The sequence below is a fragment of the Kitasatospora sp. NPDC086801 genome (assembly GCF_044745805.1).
In the GTDB taxonomy this organism is placed as follows: domain Bacteria; phylum Actinomycetota; class Actinomycetes; order Streptomycetales; family Streptomycetaceae; genus Kitasatospora.
The window spans coordinates 102,797-119,511 of the sequence record NZ_JBIVAX010000018.1 but is presented as its reverse complement, the minus strand read 5'-3'; the positions used below and the strand labels follow the sequence as shown (position 1 = coordinate 119,511).

14 protein-coding genes are annotated in these 16,715 nt (G+C 69.8%); 6 read left to right on the top strand and 8 right to left on the bottom strand.

All coding sequences use genetic code 11. From position 1 onward, the window contains the following. Positions 1 to 70 precede the first annotated feature (70 nt). Both ACIPLC_RS20425 and ACIPLC_RS20420 read left to right on the top strand, forming a co-directional pair. Positions 71 to 3,256 (top strand): BTAD domain-containing putative transcriptional regulator, encoded by a 3,186-nt coding sequence (locus ACIPLC_RS20425; protein WP_400474409.1) that lies wholly within the window; start codon positions 71 to 73, stop codon positions 3,254 to 3,256. 111 nt (positions 3,257 to 3,367) lie between these two features. Further along, positions 3,368 to 4,057, top strand: a complete 690-nt coding sequence (locus tag ACIPLC_RS20420; protein WP_400474408.1) for a hypothetical protein — start codon at positions 3,368 to 3,370, stop codon at positions 4,055 to 4,057. A 38-nt stretch (positions 4,058 to 4,095) separates the two neighbouring features. Here ACIPLC_RS20420 and ACIPLC_RS20415 read toward each other — a convergent pair whose 3' ends face one another. Then, entirely contained in the window at positions 4,096 to 5,370 is a 1,275-nt protein-coding gene (locus ACIPLC_RS20415; RefSeq protein WP_400474407.1) for a twin-arginine translocation signal domain-containing protein, read from the bottom strand. Between the two features lie 221 nt (positions 5,371 to 5,591). On the opposite strand from ACIPLC_RS20415, the gene ACIPLC_RS20410 reads away from it, so the two are divergent. Both ACIPLC_RS20410 and ACIPLC_RS20405 read left to right on the top strand, forming a co-directional pair. Then, positions 5,592 to 6,116 carry an ATP-binding protein gene (locus tag ACIPLC_RS20410; protein ID WP_400474406.1) on the top strand — a complete coding sequence of 175 codons (525 nt, stop codon included), beginning with the start codon at positions 5,592 to 5,594 and terminating at the stop codon, positions 6,114 to 6,116. 34 nt (positions 6,117 to 6,150) lie between these two features. Then, entirely contained in the window at positions 6,151 to 7,122 is a 972-nt protein-coding gene (locus ACIPLC_RS20405; RefSeq protein WP_400474405.1) for a hypothetical protein, read from the top strand. Here ACIPLC_RS20405 and hemC read toward each other — a convergent pair. Further along, a complete protein-coding gene (gene hemC, locus ACIPLC_RS20400; protein WP_400474404.1) occupies positions 7,119 to 8,045 on the bottom strand; it encodes a hydroxymethylbilane synthase in 927 nt (308 codons plus the stop codon). The two genes, ACIPLC_RS20405 and hemC, sit on opposite strands and share 4 nt — an antisense overlap. Positions 8,046 to 8,146: 101 nt before the next feature. On the opposite strand from hemC, the gene ACIPLC_RS20395 reads away from it, so the two are divergent. Next, the gene (locus ACIPLC_RS20395; protein WP_400474403.1) at positions 8,147 to 8,587 is read left to right on the top strand and encodes a hypothetical protein; all 441 of its coding nucleotides are present in this window, start codon (positions 8,147 to 8,149) and stop codon (positions 8,585 to 8,587) included. A 108-nt stretch (positions 8,588 to 8,695) separates the two neighbouring features. Here the strand turns inward: ACIPLC_RS20395 and ACIPLC_RS20390 are convergent, their stop codons facing one another. The 5 genes from ACIPLC_RS20390 to ACIPLC_RS20370 form a co-directional block, all read right to left on the bottom strand. Continuing rightward, on the bottom strand, positions 8,696 to 9,265 hold the full coding sequence (locus ACIPLC_RS20390) for a DUF6262 family protein (protein WP_400474402.1): 570 nt from the start codon (positions 9,263 to 9,265) through the stop codon (positions 8,696 to 8,698). Continuing rightward, on the bottom strand, positions 9,262 to 11,199 hold the full coding sequence (locus ACIPLC_RS20385; protein WP_400474401.1) for a tyrosine-type recombinase/integrase: 1,938 nt from the start codon (positions 11,197 to 11,199) through the stop codon (positions 9,262 to 9,264). The genes ACIPLC_RS20390 and ACIPLC_RS20385 overlap by 4 nt, the downstream gene beginning before the upstream one ends. 313 nt (positions 11,200 to 11,512) lie before the next feature. After that, positions 11,513 to 11,737, bottom strand: a complete 225-nt coding sequence (locus ACIPLC_RS20380) for a hypothetical protein (protein WP_400474400.1) — start codon at positions 11,735 to 11,737, stop codon at positions 11,513 to 11,515. Beyond that, entirely contained in the window at positions 11,734 to 12,831 is a 1,098-nt protein-coding gene (locus ACIPLC_RS20375; RefSeq protein WP_400474399.1) for a tyrosine-type recombinase/integrase, read from the bottom strand. The genes ACIPLC_RS20380 and ACIPLC_RS20375 overlap by 4 nt, the downstream gene beginning before the upstream one ends. 375 nt (positions 12,832 to 13,206) lie before the next feature. Beyond that, on the bottom strand, positions 13,207 to 13,992 hold the full coding sequence (locus ACIPLC_RS20370) for a class I SAM-dependent methyltransferase (RefSeq protein WP_400474398.1): 786 nt from the start codon (positions 13,990 to 13,992) through the stop codon (positions 13,207 to 13,209). 324 nt (positions 13,993 to 14,316) lie between these two features. On the opposite strand from ACIPLC_RS20370, the gene ACIPLC_RS20365 reads away from it, so the two are divergent. Beyond that, the gene (locus tag ACIPLC_RS20365; RefSeq protein WP_400474397.1) at positions 14,317 to 15,087 is read left to right on the top strand and encodes a pirin family protein; all 771 of its coding nucleotides are present in this window, start codon (positions 14,317 to 14,319) and stop codon (positions 15,085 to 15,087) included. 67 nt (positions 15,088 to 15,154) lie between these two features. Here ACIPLC_RS20365 and ACIPLC_RS20360 read toward each other — a convergent pair whose 3' ends face one another. Continuing rightward, complete coding sequence (locus tag ACIPLC_RS20360) at positions 15,155 to 16,633, bottom strand: LuxR C-terminal-related transcriptional regulator (protein ID WP_400474396.1); 1,479 nt, start codon at positions 16,631 to 16,633, stop codon at positions 15,155 to 15,157. Positions 16,634 to 16,715: the final 82 nt, after the last annotated feature.

The following is a 16,715-nucleotide window of genomic DNA, read 5'->3' as shown; positions in this document are numbered from 1 at the left end:
ATTGATTTAAGTCATTTGGTGTCGGCTTTACCCGCCGGGCCGGCCTTCCCTCCCCACAGAGATCAATGACATGGAATCCTCCCCGGCCCCCGTGCGCTTCGCCGTGCTCGGCCCGCTGCGCGCCTGCCGCGGTGGCCGTGACCTCCCGCTCGGCCCGGCCCAGCGCCAGGCCGTCCTGCTGCGAATGCTGGCTGCCGGGGGGCGGGGCACCACCGTCGAACAACTCGTCGACGCCGTATGGGGAGAGCACCCCCCGGGTTCGGCGGTCACCGCCGTGCGCACCCACGTCTTCCGGCTGCGCCAGATCCTCGAGGAGGTACCGCAGAGCCCGTCCCTCCTGGTGACCACGCAAGGGGCATACGCGCTGCGCGGCGCAGCGGGAACGGACGAGGACCAGGCCCGCTCCCTGGCCGGCCTCGCGGCCAGGGAACGCGATCACGGGGATCCGGCGAGGGCCGCCGAGCTGCTGCGGCAGGCCCTCGACCTGTGGCAGGGAGCTCCCGTCGCCGGTGTTCCCGGGCCCTTCGCGCGGCTGGAGCGGGGTCGACTCACCGAGCTCGAACTGTCGTTGCGCGAGGAGCGGCTGGCGTTGCTCGTCGGGATGGGCGAGCGCACGGCGGTGGAGGATCTGACCCGGTTGGTGGCGGAGCATCCCCTGCGTGAGCGTCCGCGTGAGCTGCTGATGCTGGCCCTCTACCAGGGCGGCCGGCAGGCCGAAGCCCTTTCGGTGTACCGCGAGACGCACCGTCTGCTCGGGGAGGAGCTGGGGGTGCAGCCGGGGCGGGGGCTGCAGGAGATGCACCTGCGGATCCTGCACGGCACGGCCGGGGCCCGGCCCGGTGCGGCCGTGGACTCTCCCACGGAGCGGGATACCACCGCCCCCGTCGCCCCCGTCACCCCGGTCGCGCCTGTCGTGCCGGCAGTCCCCTGGCAGGCCCCCGCCGCGCCGGCGGATTTCACCGGACGCGCCGAGGAGCTGTGCTGGATCACCGCGGCCTTGGCCTCGCCCGGCCCGCGGATCGTGCTGCACGGCATGGGAGGAGTCGGGAAGTCCACGCTCGCGCTGCGTGCGGCCGCCGCAGTGGCGGACCGCTTCCCGGACGGCATTCTGCATGCGGAGTTGCGCGGCATCGACGGCCCGGTGGAACCCTCCACCGTCCTGGAGGGCTGGCTGCTGTCCCTGGGCGTACCCCCCAGCCGGATACCGGTGGGCCTGGCCGACCGCTCCGCGCTGCTGCGTACGCACCTGTACGGACGAAGACTCCTGGTCCTCGCGGACAACGCGACCGACGCCGCCCACGTCGCCCCACTGCTGCCGGGCCACGGCGAAGCAGCCGTCATCATCACCAGCCGTGCACCCCTGGCAGGGCTGCCCGCCTCCCACCGGCTGTCGGTGGAACCGCTGCCGGCAGCGGACGCCCACCAACTGATCGCCCGGATCGTCGGAGGCGAGCGCACCGCGAACGAGCCCGAGGCCACCACCGCCCTGGGCCGGGTGTGCGGGAACCTGCCCCTGGCACTGCGCATCAGCGCCTCCCGCCTCGCTGTGCGTCCCCGGTGGAGCATCGAGTCGATGGTCGAGCGCCTCGCCGACAGCACCCGCATGTTCGGCGAACTGTGCTCCGGCGACCTCGCGGTCTCCTCCGCGTTCGCCACCTCCTTCGCCCAGTTGCCCGACCAGCACGCACGCGCGCTGGTCACCCTCGCCACGGTGAACACCACGCAGTGGAGTGTGCGGGTCGCCGCAGCCGTGCTGGGCCGCGACGAGCCCGCCACCGAAAGACTTCTGGAAGACCTGGCCGACGCAGCCCTGCTCCAGGCCCGCACCCCGGGCACCTACGCCTTCCACGAACTGGTCGGCGCCTACGCCCGGGACAAGGCCACCGAGCTGCTGACACCGCAGGACCTGCGCGACGCGATCCACGGCGCGGTCGCGATCCTGTGCGCCGCGCTGTGCGCCACGGTCGACGCCTGCTACCGGGAAGCCTCCGTCCTCGCCACCAACCGCCTGTGCGACGCACACTCCGTAGCCGCGCTGGGCACATCATGGGGCGAGGCCGCAACGTGGCTGCGCCCCCAGTCCCCCGTCCTGGCCTCGGTCCTCAACCGCGCCGCCGACACCGGCGACGCACGCACCATCACGATGGCCATGACCATCCTCGCCCGGCTCCCCATCCTGGAGGACTACCTGTCGCTGGCCCCCTTCTCCACCGCCGCCCACCGCCTGGCCGACGCCGCGGACAGCCTCTACCAAGAGCACGGCTCCAAGCGCACAGACGGCATCGACACAGCCGTCCTGCGCGCAGGAGGACACTTCAACGTCGGCGTCATCGCCGCCTCGGCGGGCGACATGATCACCGCGCAAGCCCGGCTCGGGCACGCCCTCGACCTGCTCGGCGCCGCCGCCTTCCCCGGCCACGTCTGCCAGGACGACCACCCGCCCATCGACCACGCCTGCGCCGCCCCCGTCGGCGGCCTGGCCCACATCTACGCGGTCCACGTCCTGTTCATCCTGGCCGAGGTCCTCCACCAGACCGGCGACTACCAGCGCGCCCGTTGCTCCATACGCCGCTCCATCACCCTGCTGGCACTGCGCGAAGGCACCTCCGTGGGCCTGGAACGGGGCCACCTCCTGCGCCTCCTGATCGACGTGTCCGACCCGAACACCCACCTCGACGAACACCACGTCCTCGCCCGGGCCCACCGCTTCGCCACCCTCTTCGAACACGACGAGACCCGCGCCTGGCTCACCGCCGCCCTCCTGGAAGCAGACACGCTGCGCCGTGCGGGCAGGCACCGCCAAGCCGCCGACCGTTACCTCGACATCATCGAACGCATCGACGCGAAGAACATGTTCCAGGGCACGATCCCCGTCCGCTACCGCCTCGCCCAGGCCCTGGCCGCCCTCGGGCACACCCCCGAGGCGATCGGCCACGCCCGCCAGGCGCTCAACGACGCGAACCTGTCCGGCGACCGCCACTACCAGGCCCGTGCCACCCTCGTCCTGGCCGTCGTGCTCGAGCACGACGGCCAGGACGCCACCCCCTTCATGGACACGGCCGCACAGACATACCAGGAGCTGGGACTCCCTTTCGAACAGGACCGCCTGGACATCTCCCGCTCCACCAACCCGCCGACTCCCGAACTGCGACAACTGGAGCAGGAGCCATTCGCTTACCGGGGAGTGTCACCTCTGACGCAGGGTTATCTAGGGTTGTCAAGCATCGGTACAGGTGAATGGGCTGGTGGCGCGTAAGGCACATTAGTTACGTAGCGCAGGAGGGCCCCAGCCACTGGGCTTGGTGACAGGGTGACCGGGTCCGAAAATTCCGGCCGCCACCACCAGCTGGCGGGCATCATGGCGAGCATGACCGACGAGGTGTTCTCAGCAGTGCCGCCGAAGCCGTGGGATCCGAGAAGGCATGCAGCCATCGGTGCCCGCCCGCTGTTGATGGACGGTGGCGACCCGGTGATGGAGATCGAGGACGATGCCGAGCTGGCGTACGCCTTCCGCATGGCCGCCGACACCGTAGCTGCTCACTGGTCTGCGACTGGCGATGACGATCGGCTGATGATCGTGGTTCTGCAGAACTACCGGCACGCCCTCGAACTTGGCCTCAAGGCCGTGCTGGCCGCTCTGATCCGCAGCATCAAGTTCGAGCTCGCCCCGGACGAGGAACCGCCGACCGCGTTGGCGAAGGCCGAGACTGAGCTCCCGCGGACCCACCGCCTTGCTGTCCTGGTCGATCATCTGGTCCAGCTCGCTCCGATGTTCCGGCTGCATCTGCACGACGAGGTCAAGCGGATCTGCGCCGACGTGCACTCGATTGACCCGGATGGTCAGGCCCTGCGCTACAGCATGGTCAAGGCAGGCAAGAACGCCGTCACGCCTGCCCGGCCTGCCCCGGTGTACGTGGATGTCGACGTGCTGCGTCGTCGCGCAGGCGATGCTTGCACCGCCCTGGACGCGTTGGTCGACCAGATCCACGGCCAGCAGGACGCGCAACTGGGCCTGGGCCCCGAGTATCGGCAGGGCGCTCGGCAGCACACCCGTTAGGCCCTGCTGGAGCTCTTGATCAACCTTATTCGGGCCGGTCAGCTGGCGAGGGCTTCGCCGAGTCGGTCGTGGGCGGGGCCGACGAGGGTCCGGTGCAGGGCATCAGCGCGGGACCGGACCAGCCCGTCCCGGTAGGCCGCCGGCAGCTGCTGCCAGACCTCGACGGCCATGTCAGCGGCTGCGGCCGGGTCACCGTCCATGCTCAGGCAGGTCGCGGCGTCCATGGTCAGCAGGGCCCGGGTCATGACGGACGGCGACCTGGTGAGGGCGAGGGCCGCTTCCTGTTCGGCGTTCGCCTCGCGGGTGCGGCCCATCAGCGTGAACGCCTGGGACAGGTGGACGTGGTGCTTTTGGAGCGGGTAGCCGAACCAGGTGTCGGCGGCCTGCGCGGTGTTGAGGTGTTCGGCGATGGTGCGGGCGTCGGCTACCGCGCGAAGGGCCCCTCGGTGGTCACCGATGGAGGCCAGGGCGCGCGCGGTGACGGCGGCGGCCAGGGCTGCGGCGGCCGTGGGGGTTCGGCCTGCCTCGCGGCGGGCGCTGATGGCCAGGTTCGCGGCGGCGTTCGGGGCGCCGTAGTTCAGCGGGACCATCGCGTGCCGGGCCAGGACCCAGGCAAGCATGTGCCGGTCGCCGGATTCGCGGGCGGCCTTCTCGGCGGTGGCGAACCAGCCGTGGGAGTCGCGCTGGTCGCCTCGGTCGTGCTGGATGATCGCGACCAGTCCGGTGATCCCGGCGGCGGTGCGGGCCAGGTCGGTACGGGTGCCGGCGGGGTGCGGGCGGCTGAGGACGTCTTGTAGGAGGCCGAGGTCCTGGCGCATCTGCGTCAGCACGACGCCCGGTGCCCGGCCGTGGTAGCCGCCGCGGTGGCGTTCGAACGCCCCGTCGAGGTAGGCGAGATCGCCGGCGTCGGAGCCGGACAGGCCGGCTTCGATCCCCTCGCGCGCCTCCGCGATGCCTGGCAGCGTGGCGACCCCTGTCGCCAGTGCCGCCGCGCCGAGAAACTGTCGTCGATTCACCGCCGTACCCTCCTCTCCTTCGTCTTCGACCGGCTGCTGGTGGAGCCTGCGCCAGCGCCGCGAAGTGGCCACTGCTCGGGCGACCTCCTCCACCGAGAGCCCGTACCCGTCGGACAACAGTTGGTGCCACCTCGGGGTGGGCAGACGTCGCTCGGTCTCCCAGCGCTTCAGGTTCTCCGGGTCGAACCACGTGCCGCCTTGAGCGTCCTGTAAGAGCAGGGCCTGCTCGTCGCGGGTGAGTTCGGCCGTCTCCCGGATCCGCCTCAGCACGGCGCCGATGCCGTCTGGTGCCATCATGCCCGTCCCCCAAGCCTCTGAATGACTGGTGCCCGATCCTGGCCCCCCAAAGCGGCCCCCCGTGCGGAAAATGCACCCCCTGCTGGCACCACCGGTAGCACTACGGGCGGTAGTTGACTGTGTACCAGCCAAGCGGAGATCAGGCGAGATCAGTTCCTTCCCTCCGCACGGCACCCCCAAGCCCCCAGCTCCGGCCTGACGCCCCGAAGGGTCCCTTCGACATGCGCGTGTGCAGCAGCAGCTTCTTCCTGGCCCGCGACCCCGTCTCCGTCCCCATCAGCCGCCAGCGGCTCGGCCGACTGATCAAACAGTGGGGGGTCCGCACGGACAACGACAGCCGCCTGGCCCTGGACACCGTGATCTCGGAACTCGTCACCAACGCGGTGCGGCACACCACCGGGGCGATGCTCACCGTCGGGGTGCACGCCAACCTCGACCTGCGGCGCCTGATCATCGAGGTCTACGACGGCTCGCAGGCCCTGCCCCGCCAGCAGGTCTCGGGCCCGGACGCGGAGGCCGGCCGGGGCATGTTCCTGGTCGAGCGCCTGGCCCTCGCCCACGGGGCCGAGCACACAGTGCGGGGCAAGAAGGTCTGGGCCGAGGTCGCCCTGCCCGAGCAGCCGCTCACCCGCCGCCAGCTCCTCGTTCACCCCCGCCGGGCGGCCCGCGCGGTGGCCCGCCGCCTGTCGGGTCGGCGCCGCCCGCCGATACATCCGCCCGCCCTGGCCGCAACTGGCGCCCGCTGATTCACGCGCCCGCAGCCACGATCGAGAGGACGACATGACCACCACCCAGCACCACGCCGCGATCACGGACGCCGCCCGGCTTCACGGCCGGGCCGCCGTCCGCAGCTTCCTGGAGGGCCCCTCGCTCACGGCGGCCGACCTGTCGATGGTCCTGCTGGTGCGCGAGGACAGCGAGGGCGCCGACCGGCCGATGCCGACCGTCACGGTGGCCGAGATCCCGCAGACGGTGCGCGACCTCGCCGCTCTGGGCGTCCGCTCGGTGAAGGTGTTCGCCAACAGCCTGCACCGCGACGCCGAGGCGTCCGGCGCCGTGGCACCGGACAGCCTGATGGTGCGGGCCATCCACGCCGCCAAGGACGCCGAGCCGGGCATCGCGGTGATGACCGAGAACTGCCTGTGCGGCCACACCGACACCGGCGAGTGCCACCTGACCAGCGCTGGCCGGATCGACCTGGACCGCACGGCGGCGATGATCGCCGCCCAGGCCGTCATCCAGGCCGGCGCTGGCGCCGACATCGTGGGACCGGCCGCGATGATCCGGGGCACCACCGCCTGCGTGCGAGCGGCCCTGGACGATCACGGCCACCGCGACGTGGCGACCATGCCGCACCTGATCTTCGACTCCGCGCTCTACGAGGGCTACCGGGCCACCATGCGGGCCACCCCTGCCTCCGGTGCCCACCGGCCGTTCCAGATCAGCCCGCGCCAGCCGGAGACCGCGGTGGACACCGGCCTGGCCTTCGTCGGCGAGGGGGCGGACATGCTGCTGCTGGAGCCGGGGATGCTCTCGGTGGACGTGCTCGCCACCCTCAAGCAGAAGACGTCGGCGCCGCTGATGCCGTTCTCCGTCTCCGGCGAGTACACGCGGCTCGCCCCGCTCGACCCGGGCACCGGGCGGCGGGACTTCCGTCCGTTGCTGGAGCTGTTCACGATGCTCAAGCGCTCCGGGGCGGAGCGGATCATCACCTATGCCGCTGCCGACCTCGCCCGGCTGCTGACCGGCTAAGCGGCCGGGCGGATCTCCGACAGGATCGCCTCGGCGCCCTGGTCCAGGAGAAGGCCGGCCACCTGGATCCCCAGCTTCTCCGGCTCCGAGACGGGGCCGGAGAGGCGGGCCTCGACCTGCTTGGTCCCGTCCAGGGAGGTGACCTGCGCGTGCAGCGACAGCATGTCGCCGGTGGCCTTCGCGTAGGCGCCGACCGGCACCGAGCACCCGCCGTGCAGCTCGCCGAGCATCGCCCGCTCGGCCCGCACCTCCGCGTCCACCACCGGGTCGCCGGTGCCGGCCAGGATCTCGCGGGCCAGCTCGTTGTCCTCGCGGATCTGGATCCCGAGCGCCCCCTGGCCGGGGCTCGGCGGGAACTGGTCGAGCGGCAGCAGCTCGCCGATCGCGTCGTCCAGGCCGAGTCGCACCAGCCCGGCCGCCGCCAGGACGACGCCGTCCAGGTTCATCGTCTTGAGCTTGTTCAGCCGGGGCGGAACGTTGCCGCGAATCGGCACGAACACCAGGTCCGGGCGGACGTGCAGCAGCTGGGCGATCCGGCGGGCCGCCGACGTGCCGACCCGGCCGCCCTGCGGCAGGGCGGCCAGCGTCGAGCCGCACAGCGCGTCCCGCACGTCCTCGCGGCCCGGCGGGGGCAGCAGCACCAGGCCGGGCGGGTTGCTGGTCGGCAGGTCTTTCAGCGAGTGGACGATCACGTCCACCTCGCCCCGCACCAGCGCGGCTTCCTGCTCGGTGGAGAACGCGGAGCCGCCCGAGCGGGCCGACACCTGCGACAGGGCCGTCTTCCGGTCCCGGTCACCGCCTTCAAGGATCACCTGGTGGCGGAACTCGACGTCGGGGAAGCGCTCCCGCAGCGGCGCCAGGAACTCCTTGACCTGTGCTCGCGCGAGGTGACTGGCCCGCGATCCGACAATCAGCGTCCGCATTCCCGAACTCCCAGCATCTGAAGAGATGTTGACCGCATGTTACTCGAACACGGGCCTACCTTTTTCCGACGGTTTGTCGGAGTCGTGATTGGAGAGATCGAATGCCGTCCAACCGCCGCACGATCCGTATCGGTGCCCGCGCCTCGGCCATGTCGCTCGCCCAGGTTGCAGGCGTCCGGGCCGACCTGGCCGCACTTCACCCCGACGTGGTCACCGAGCTGGTGCCGTTCGTCGCCGCCGGCGACCGCGAGCCCGGCGAGCAGGCCGAGCTGCACGACAAGGGCGCCTTCACCGGCGACATCGAGGAGGCCCTGCTGAGCGGGGTGTGCGACCTCGCGGTGCACTGCATGAAGGACGTGGCGGGCGACCCGCTGGTCACCCCGGGCACCGTCTTCGCGGCCCACCCCAAGCGGGCGGACATCCGAGACGCCCTGATCCACCCGGGCGGCCTCACCCTCGACCAGCTGCCGCCCGGCACCCGGGTCGCCGCCTCCTTGATCCGCGACGGCGCCCGCGGGCTGATCGACTCGATCGACCACTGATCTCGCCCCTCGGCGGCGCCGGGGCCCTGCCGGGCGGCCTCCGAAGCGGCCTTCGGCAGGGCCCCTTGCCGGCCGCTTGGCCTCCCCGAGAAGGCTGCCGTGAGCCGGTCAGCCGTCGCGGTTCTGCGTTCGCATCATCTTCCCCAGCGCCGCGCGGGCCGAGATCATGTCGTCCTGGGTCTCGGCGAGCTCGCGCTCCAGTCGCTGTCTCTCAACCTCGGCGGCCGCCAGCTGGGAGGCCAGAAGCTGGTTCGCCTCGGTGAGTTCTTGAACCCGGGCGACCAGGTCCTTGGCCTGGACCGCGTTGACCTGCACGCCGAGATTCCGCTGCACGGCGGCCTTGAGCCGGTCTCGCTCCTCGGTCACGGCCCGAAGCTGGCCCCGCGCGAGCTCCAGATCCGTGGCCAGGCTCGCAGAACTCGCCACCGCCCCTTCCTTGCGCTCCCGGCCGCGGTTGCCGGCCTGCGACTTCCGGGCAGCCTCGATGTGCTCGCGGACGCCGTCGGCATAGACCAGCCAGTTCGACACCCCGGCGGCCCTGGCCACTGCCAGGAAGGTGATCGGGCCGCCGTTGGCCTTCAACTCGTCCACGACCGCGAGCACCTTGGCCCGCTTCTCTTGGCTGGCCTTCTGCCGGGCCTCCAAGAGCACCTGGGCGGGCTTGCGCGGCTGGGTCACGCTGCCTCCTCCGGCGGGCCGACGGTGGGCATCCCGAGGCTTACCGCCGCCCCCGAGGCGCCTGCCCGTAGCTTCCGCAGAACCTTGCTGGCCTCTTCCACCTCGTGCCTCATCTCCTCGGGCATCGACGCCAGATTCTTCTGCTGGGTCTCGCGCACCGCCTGGAAGGCGGCGATCTGGTCCTCGAAGTTGCGGACCACGTACTCTGCCGCACCCATCGCGATGGCGGCTTCCCGGTCTGCCTTCAACGCTCGGACGTGCTCCTCGATCGCAGGCAGGTAGGACGGGTCCGGACGGTAGGAGCCGCAGCCCGCGCACTGGAACCGGATGGGGCACTGCTTGCCGCCGGCCTTCACGTTACTGGGTTCGATACAGTTCCCGAACGGCACCGCAACCGACCCCAGCTCGTAGGCGGTGGCCGACCCGATCGGCGCGGGCGAGCCGTACCGGTCCGTCGCCAGCCGTCGAACGGTATTGATCGCCTCACGCTTCATCTTCGCGGGAACCCGATAGTAAGTCCCGGTGGTTTCAGCTGACTTGTGGTCCATCAGCGCTTGCAGGACATGAGGCTCGACACCGGCGTCCGCGTACCGCTGGCAGAAGGTGTGCCGGAAGGCGTACGGGAAGATCGCCGAGCGGTCGAACGGCAGCGGACTCCCGTCCGGACCGGGCTCCTCGGAGTCCAAGCCGGGCAGGCCGTCGATCCATGCCCGGATCGCCTTGGAGATGTAGCCGGTCGGCAGGTGGGCGCTTGCGGTCTTGTCGGTCAGCGTCGGGAAGAGGAACGGGGCGCTCTTCTTCGGCACGTCGATCGTGGCCCGGAGTGCCTGCCACTCCTTGATCGCGGAAACGGCCTCCATCCCGGCCATTGGCAGGGTCCGCCTCAACCGCTTGCCCTTGAAGTTGTGCCAGATCAGCTCGTACTCGCCGGAGTTGTACCGCAGGCAGTTCAGGTCGAGTCCGGCGACTTCGAGTGGACGCCGGCCGGTGTCACGAAGGATCACGTAGGCGGTCCGGAACATCGCGTGGACGTGCTCGGGCGCCATCCCTCCGTACGCCTGCCAGCCCAGCAGGTGCAGCTGCCGGTCGAGTTGGCGGATGACCGATTCCGGGATCGCCTTGCCGATCTCGTCTTCCTCGGCATCGACCCAGTCGATGCGGTGCTCGCGGTGACGGGTGAAGCGACTGGAGAGCCCGTCGAGGACTCCTTCCCGCCGGCCGAAGTCGATCACGGACAGGAAGTGGTGCAGCCAGCGGGCGCGTTGCTTGTACGCGACCGGGCTGCCGTCCTTCTGCGGAGCGGTCTTGAAGCCGTCCACGACGGCAGTCATGTCGGCATATCCGAGAACCGCGGGATCGTGGCCACCTCCAGGCCGAGTGGCAAGGGCTCGCGATGCAATACCTGCCGCGCGAAGCCCCAGGCGGAGCTCGTGTCCGTCCGGAAGAACAGTCTTCACCCAGTGCATGGCCAACTCGCGCAGCCACACCTGCTGAATCTCCGTGAAGTCGATACTTCCCGAGTGTCGCCGGAATCCCGTCAGGCTCTGCTTGGACGGAAGTCGCTCGGGGAGCGCAATGATATCCCAGACAAGCTTATCGGTCTCCTCAATTCCACGGGACCGGTCGAAGCTCCTCCGAAGGTCCTCCCCGAGCTCCTTGATAAATGAGTGGACCCCACCGCTCGTGACCTTGGGGAGTCCATCCTCGGACTCGCTCTGCACGATCAGGGAATGAATCCCCTTGAGGAAGCGCACAGCCTGCCGGATGTTCGTCGGACGCAGGGGGAACTGTCCGCGATCGTCGCGCAATTGAAGAACATGGAGCATTTCAAACCGGGCGAGCGGCTGTAGCGGCGTCAGGGAGAACTGATGAGCCGAAAGCGACGGCTCATGGAACTTGACCCACTCGTCATCGGGACGGTCCGGCGGCTTCACTCCCGGAATGTCTGGACGGTTCTTGACCCATTCGAAGCGGTGGGTTCCGCAGAGCCCGGCAGGCATTGTCCGCTCGCGCGGGCATCCCTGGATCGCGCAGGTGGCTTCGGCTTCGAGCGGCCGTTGCCCCGCAGCCCAAGCCGTCAGGCTCTTCCCCTGGGCGTCGTGGCGGTGGAAGGACCGCCAGCCCGAGTAGTGAGTTCGACACAGGCCCATAGACGAGTAGTGCCGTTGACAGCCGGAGACTATGCACAGGGTCTTCTCGACGTTGGTCCACCGGCGAACGTGCGGCGACTTCGGTATCCTCTGAAACTCATCGTGAGGCAATCCGCTCGCCGGTGAAAAGGAGCGTCGAACCGTTCCACTCGGTGGGCCGCCAGGCCGAATCAAGAGAGGTTTCGAGCCAGGATTTCCAGCCGTCGAGTGTGTCCTGGTTGAAAGCAATATCCTCCCTGAAGGCGATCACGTCGGCGTAATCGCCGGAACGAGGGGTGATCACCTTGGGGGTCATGGCTGCCACTGATGCTTTGCCCTTCACTTGGAATTCCTCAGATTAGTGACAGCTTCCACGGCGTCGCGCTTTTCCTGATCGCTGGCATGGATGTACTGATCCATCGACTGCGGACTCACGTGCCCCAAAAGATCCTGGACGACATCACGCCGACGCCCCTGGCGGATCCACCGGGTGGCCGCCGAATGACGGAACATGTGAGGGCGCGCTACAAATCCAGCCCGCTTGGCAAGGCGCTTGAACAGCTCGTAGGTGGACGGGTATTTCATCGGCTCGCCCAGAGGGACATGGAAAAGATTGACGAACACCATGTCGCACGCATCGGCCCGACTTACCGCGTCGCGCTCCCATTGGTATTCGGCGTAAAGGCCAGCAAGCTCTTGGGTGACCGGGAGCCACCTCGGCATCCGGGCCTTGGACAGCGCGCCGTTGGCGTTCTGGCGGCGTCTCACGTGGATGTGCGGGCCGGCCACCTTGCAGTCGAGCATCCGTGAGTTGGCCAGCAGGTGCATGTCCTCGCGGCGAAGTCCCAGGGCCTCGCCGATCCGAATTCCGGTCTCTGCCAGCAGAGTTACCAGAAGGCGGTCGCGCGCGTGCGTGGTGCAGCTGAGCACCTGCACGATCTCCTCGTCGGTCAGGTACTCGAATCCGGGCACCGCGACCTTGAATTTGATCTTCTGCGAGCGGACCGTGCGGTACTGGCCGTCTTCGCCGGGGTCGAAGCCTCGGGGCAGGTGGTGCAGGAACTTTGGCTCGCTCAACTGGGCAACCAGGTCGGCAGAGACCCAGCCGTGCATCGAACAGTGCCGCAGGAACTGGCAGATGGTGTTGATGATCGCGTTCGCAGTGCGCTTGTCGCGGTGGCGCGGCTCTGCTGGCACGGTCCGGCCCTTGGGCGGAAGAGGCTCGTCGATCAGCCAGTGAAGAAGCCGGGCGAGCTCGTTGAGAGTCGGCGCTGCCCAGCTGATGCCGAAGTCATGGCAGTAGGACAGGTACAGCGCGACCCGGCCCGCGTAGGTCCGTTCGGTGTTGACCGAGGCATCCTCCTGCGACCGCAGGACCGCCAAGTACGACTCCGCCTCGAAGTGGATCACGTAGTCACTGCTGACGACAGTCCACATTGGCTGACCATCAGCAGGCCCGACTGCCCTCTCGGATCGGAAGGCACGTGGCGTCGAGAGTTGGGATTGATACGTCACAGAAGACCCAAGGATAGATGTGAGGCACGTTGAGAGAGCAGCATGTATCTCACGTGCCAGAGGATTGGGAAGACACCCAAGATAAGCAGTGACCACTGCGGGAGCCGTGCAGGGCGAGCAGCCACAGGACGGTTTCCGGGCCGAGGGTGGCGTCGGCCGTCTGCCCGAGGTCGATCTGGCGATGGATGGAGGCGAGGATCGGCCACTGGCGCTGACTCGATGCACCTGCACCTCGCCCACCGCACTGCGGAGGCCCGATGACCGGTTGCAGACCCCGTTGCTCGGGTGCCCGAGCGGTCAGCTGCCGCGCCGGCCCCAGGCGGAGACCATGGAGAACGCCAGGTCCCACACCCGGGGATTCTGGAAGTCCGCGTAGACGTCGGCCAGTTCCGCCTCGGTGACCAGGCCGGTGTCCACCATCTTCCGGGACAGCGGCTTCATGCTGAGGTGCAGCATGCGCGCCATGTCGTCCTGGCCATGGAAGGGGAGGGTGCTGACATGGGCTCCGATGTCAGTGAGGCCGTGGTCCGCGAGCGGGGTCGGGAGGTGGCGGGTCCACGTGATGTCGGTGCCGGCGGTTTCGTGCATGACGCGCCACATGGCGGCCATGGCGTTGCGGTGGTGCGGGCGCGGGGAGGTGGCGGAGGTGGTGTCGGCGGTTTCCTCGATGACGAGCCACCCGCCGGGGCGCAGCCAGGAGGTGAGACGTTCGAGGAGTTCGTCCCGCCGGGGTACGTGGATGAGGACGAAGCGGGTGTGGACGAGGTCGAAGACGGGGCCCGGGTCGAAGTCTTCGGAGAGGGCATCGCCGGTGATGGTCGTCAGGCGGGGGTGGGTGGGGAGGAACCGGTCGTCGCGGTCGAGGGCGGTGACCTGGACACCCTGGTCGGCGAGCCACCCGGCGATCGACCCGCTTCCCGCGCCGATCTCCAGGCAGTTGCGTCCGGCGGGGGAGAGCAGGGAACCGATGACGTGCTGGGTGATGGGGTCGTAGGCGGTGGTGAGGTGCCTCAGCCGGTCTCGTTCTTCCTCTGTCGAGAGGGTGAAGATCTGGTCGTAGGTGTGGTGGTCGCTGTGGTCCACGGGGTGCTTCCTTCCCTCTGCTGGTCAACTCGTCATGCGATCCGCTGACCGTAGTCGTTCCCGTTCACGCCTGATTGACGGAGCATCAAATTCTCTCCCGGCGCGCTGGTACGCGAACTGCCCGGCGGTGGATCCCGAGTTGCGGACCCCGGGGACGGAGGGTGGCCGACGTGGCGGTCTCGTGGACGCGGCCGGGTGACACCGCCCCCGCGAGGCACCCGAGCGGAATAGTTGAACAATGAACTATGTTGTGTCGTGCAGGGTGCCACGAGGCACCTCCCGGGGGCTCGCGAGAGCTCCCGGACCGCCCGAGAGGACCACGAGATGAGCACCGCCGCGAACCACCCCCGGATCGACGTCCGCCGCGCCGGCGAGCGTTCCGCCACGAAGATCGACTGGCTGGACTCCAAGCACTCCTTCTCCTTCGGCGGACACCACGATCCCGCCAACACCCACCACGGGCTGCTGCTCGTCAACAACGACGACATCGTCAAGCCGGGCAGCGGCTTCGAGACCCATCCGCACCGCGACATGGAGATCGTCACCTGGGTGATGCAGGGTTCCCTGGTCCACCAGGACTCCACCGGCCACTCCGGCGTGATCTATCCCGGACTCGCCCAGCGCATGAGCGCCGGCACCGGCATCCTGCACTCGGAGAAGAACGACTCCTGGCGCCTCAGCGGCGCCGACACCCACACCGATCCCGTCCACTTCGTCCAGATGTGGGTCCTCCCCGACGAGGGCGGCATCACTCCGGGCTACGAACAGCTCGAAATCGACGACGAGCTGCTGTCCGGCGGCCTGATCCCGGTCGCCTCGGGGATGGACAAGCACGACGGCGCGTCCGCCATCCGCATCAGGAACCGCTATGCGGCGCTGCACGTGGCCCGCCTGCAGCCCGGCCAGAGCGTCGAGCTGCCCGACGCCCCTTTCGTGCACCTGTTCGTCCCCCGCGGCAACGTCGCCCTGGAAAGCGTCGGCCCGCTGGCCACCGGCGACGCCGTACGCTTCACCGCGATCGGCGGGCAGAAGGTCACCGCGGTCGAGCCGGCGGAGATCCTGGTGTGGGAGATGCACGCCACCATCGCCCGCTGACCGCGTATTCGGCGGCGGCAGGCGGCGCACGGTGCCGGACGGCTCCGCCCCGCCCCAGGATTCGTGTTCAGCGCTGCCGGGCGGCCGGCATCGCGGACGCCAGCTCCGTGCGCCCGGCGATTCCCAGCTTGCGGTAGGCGCGCGTCAGGTGCTGCTCGACCGTGCGCGGTGCCAGATGCAGCCGGCCGCTGATCGCCGCGTTGGTCAGTCCTCGGGCCGCCAGGTCGGCGACGGCCTGTTCGCTGCGGGTCAGGGCGGTTGCCGGCCTGGTGCCGGGGCGCCTTCCGTGGGCGCGCAGCGCCTCGCGAAGGGCGGGCACGAACAGACCCATCCCGTACTGTTCCGCGATCCGCAGTGCCTCGGCCAGTCCGTCCGGCTCGTCGAGCGCCAGCAGGGCCCGCACCAGTGCCGACCGGGCGGGGGTGCCCCGGGTGAGGTCGACGGCCTCGCGCAGCAGGGCCGTGTCCCCGTGCACGATCCCGGCCGCGGACAGCGCGACGCCCAGCGTGTGCGGGGTGCCCCACCGGCGGGCCGGCCGCAACTCGTCGTCGGCCAGCCGGCGGGCCTGCGCCACGTCGCCCAGCCCGTGGGCGGCGAGCGCTCCGAGGGAGCGCCAGGGGAGGACCAACGGGTTGTCCACCGTCCCCGGCAGCAGCCGCCCGCACATGAGGGCGTCGGAGAGCGCCTCCTCCCACCGGTTCTGGGCCAGTCGCAGACCCGCACGCGTACCCGCCACCACGAACTGGTCCGTCGAGCGGAGTTCACCGGAGGCCAGCGCCCCCAACGCCTCCTCCGCCTCGTCGAGACGGCCCGCCGCGAGCAGCGCGCCCACGACGAACCCGCCCACGTGGAAGATCGGTCGCCCGCTCCCGGGGACGGCCTGGGGCCCCTCGACGTCCCGGGCGGCGGTCAACGCGTCGTCGGTGTGGCCGGCCAGCAAGGCGCACATGAACCGGACCCAGACCGTGCCCCGCAACACGACCGGCCAGCCCCGGCGAGCCGCCAGTTCCTCCGCCCTGGCCGTCCAGGCCAGGGCGTCGTCGAAGCGTTCGGACGTCAGCAGCCCCTGGACCGCCCCGTACTGGATGTGCATGTCGGCCGCTTCGGGTTCCCCCGCGCCCCAGAAGAGGTCCAGTGCCCTGGCCGCCTGAACGGCGCAGGCCTCGGCGTCCGAGGCGATCTCCCCGGCGAGCTGGGCGCGGGCCGCACACACGATCGCCAGGCCGTGCGGGTGGGCGTCGGCCACGGTCTCCACCTGGTCCAGGACCGCGCGCACCGGGCTGTCGGACAGCCAGCCGGCACCCATCGAGCGGGCGATCAGCGGAAGAACCGCGGCCAGATCGTGCCCGGCCACCTTGTCGATGACGGCGCCCACCACCGTCGTTCCCGCGCTGAAACCCTGTGTGTTCAAGGTGGCGAGGAGCAGGTCGGAGGCCACCTGGGCGTGCAGGTCACCGCTGGGCGGCCCGGTCTGGAGCAGGTGGGCGGCGATCCGCTCGGTGCTGAGGAAGTGCCGGTGGCAGAACTCGGCCGCTGTGACGTGCAAGGCACGGGTGCGCAGCGGACGGCGTCCTGGTCGTCGAGCGGACGGGCGATCGGCACGGGGACGCCCACGACGTCGTCCCAGA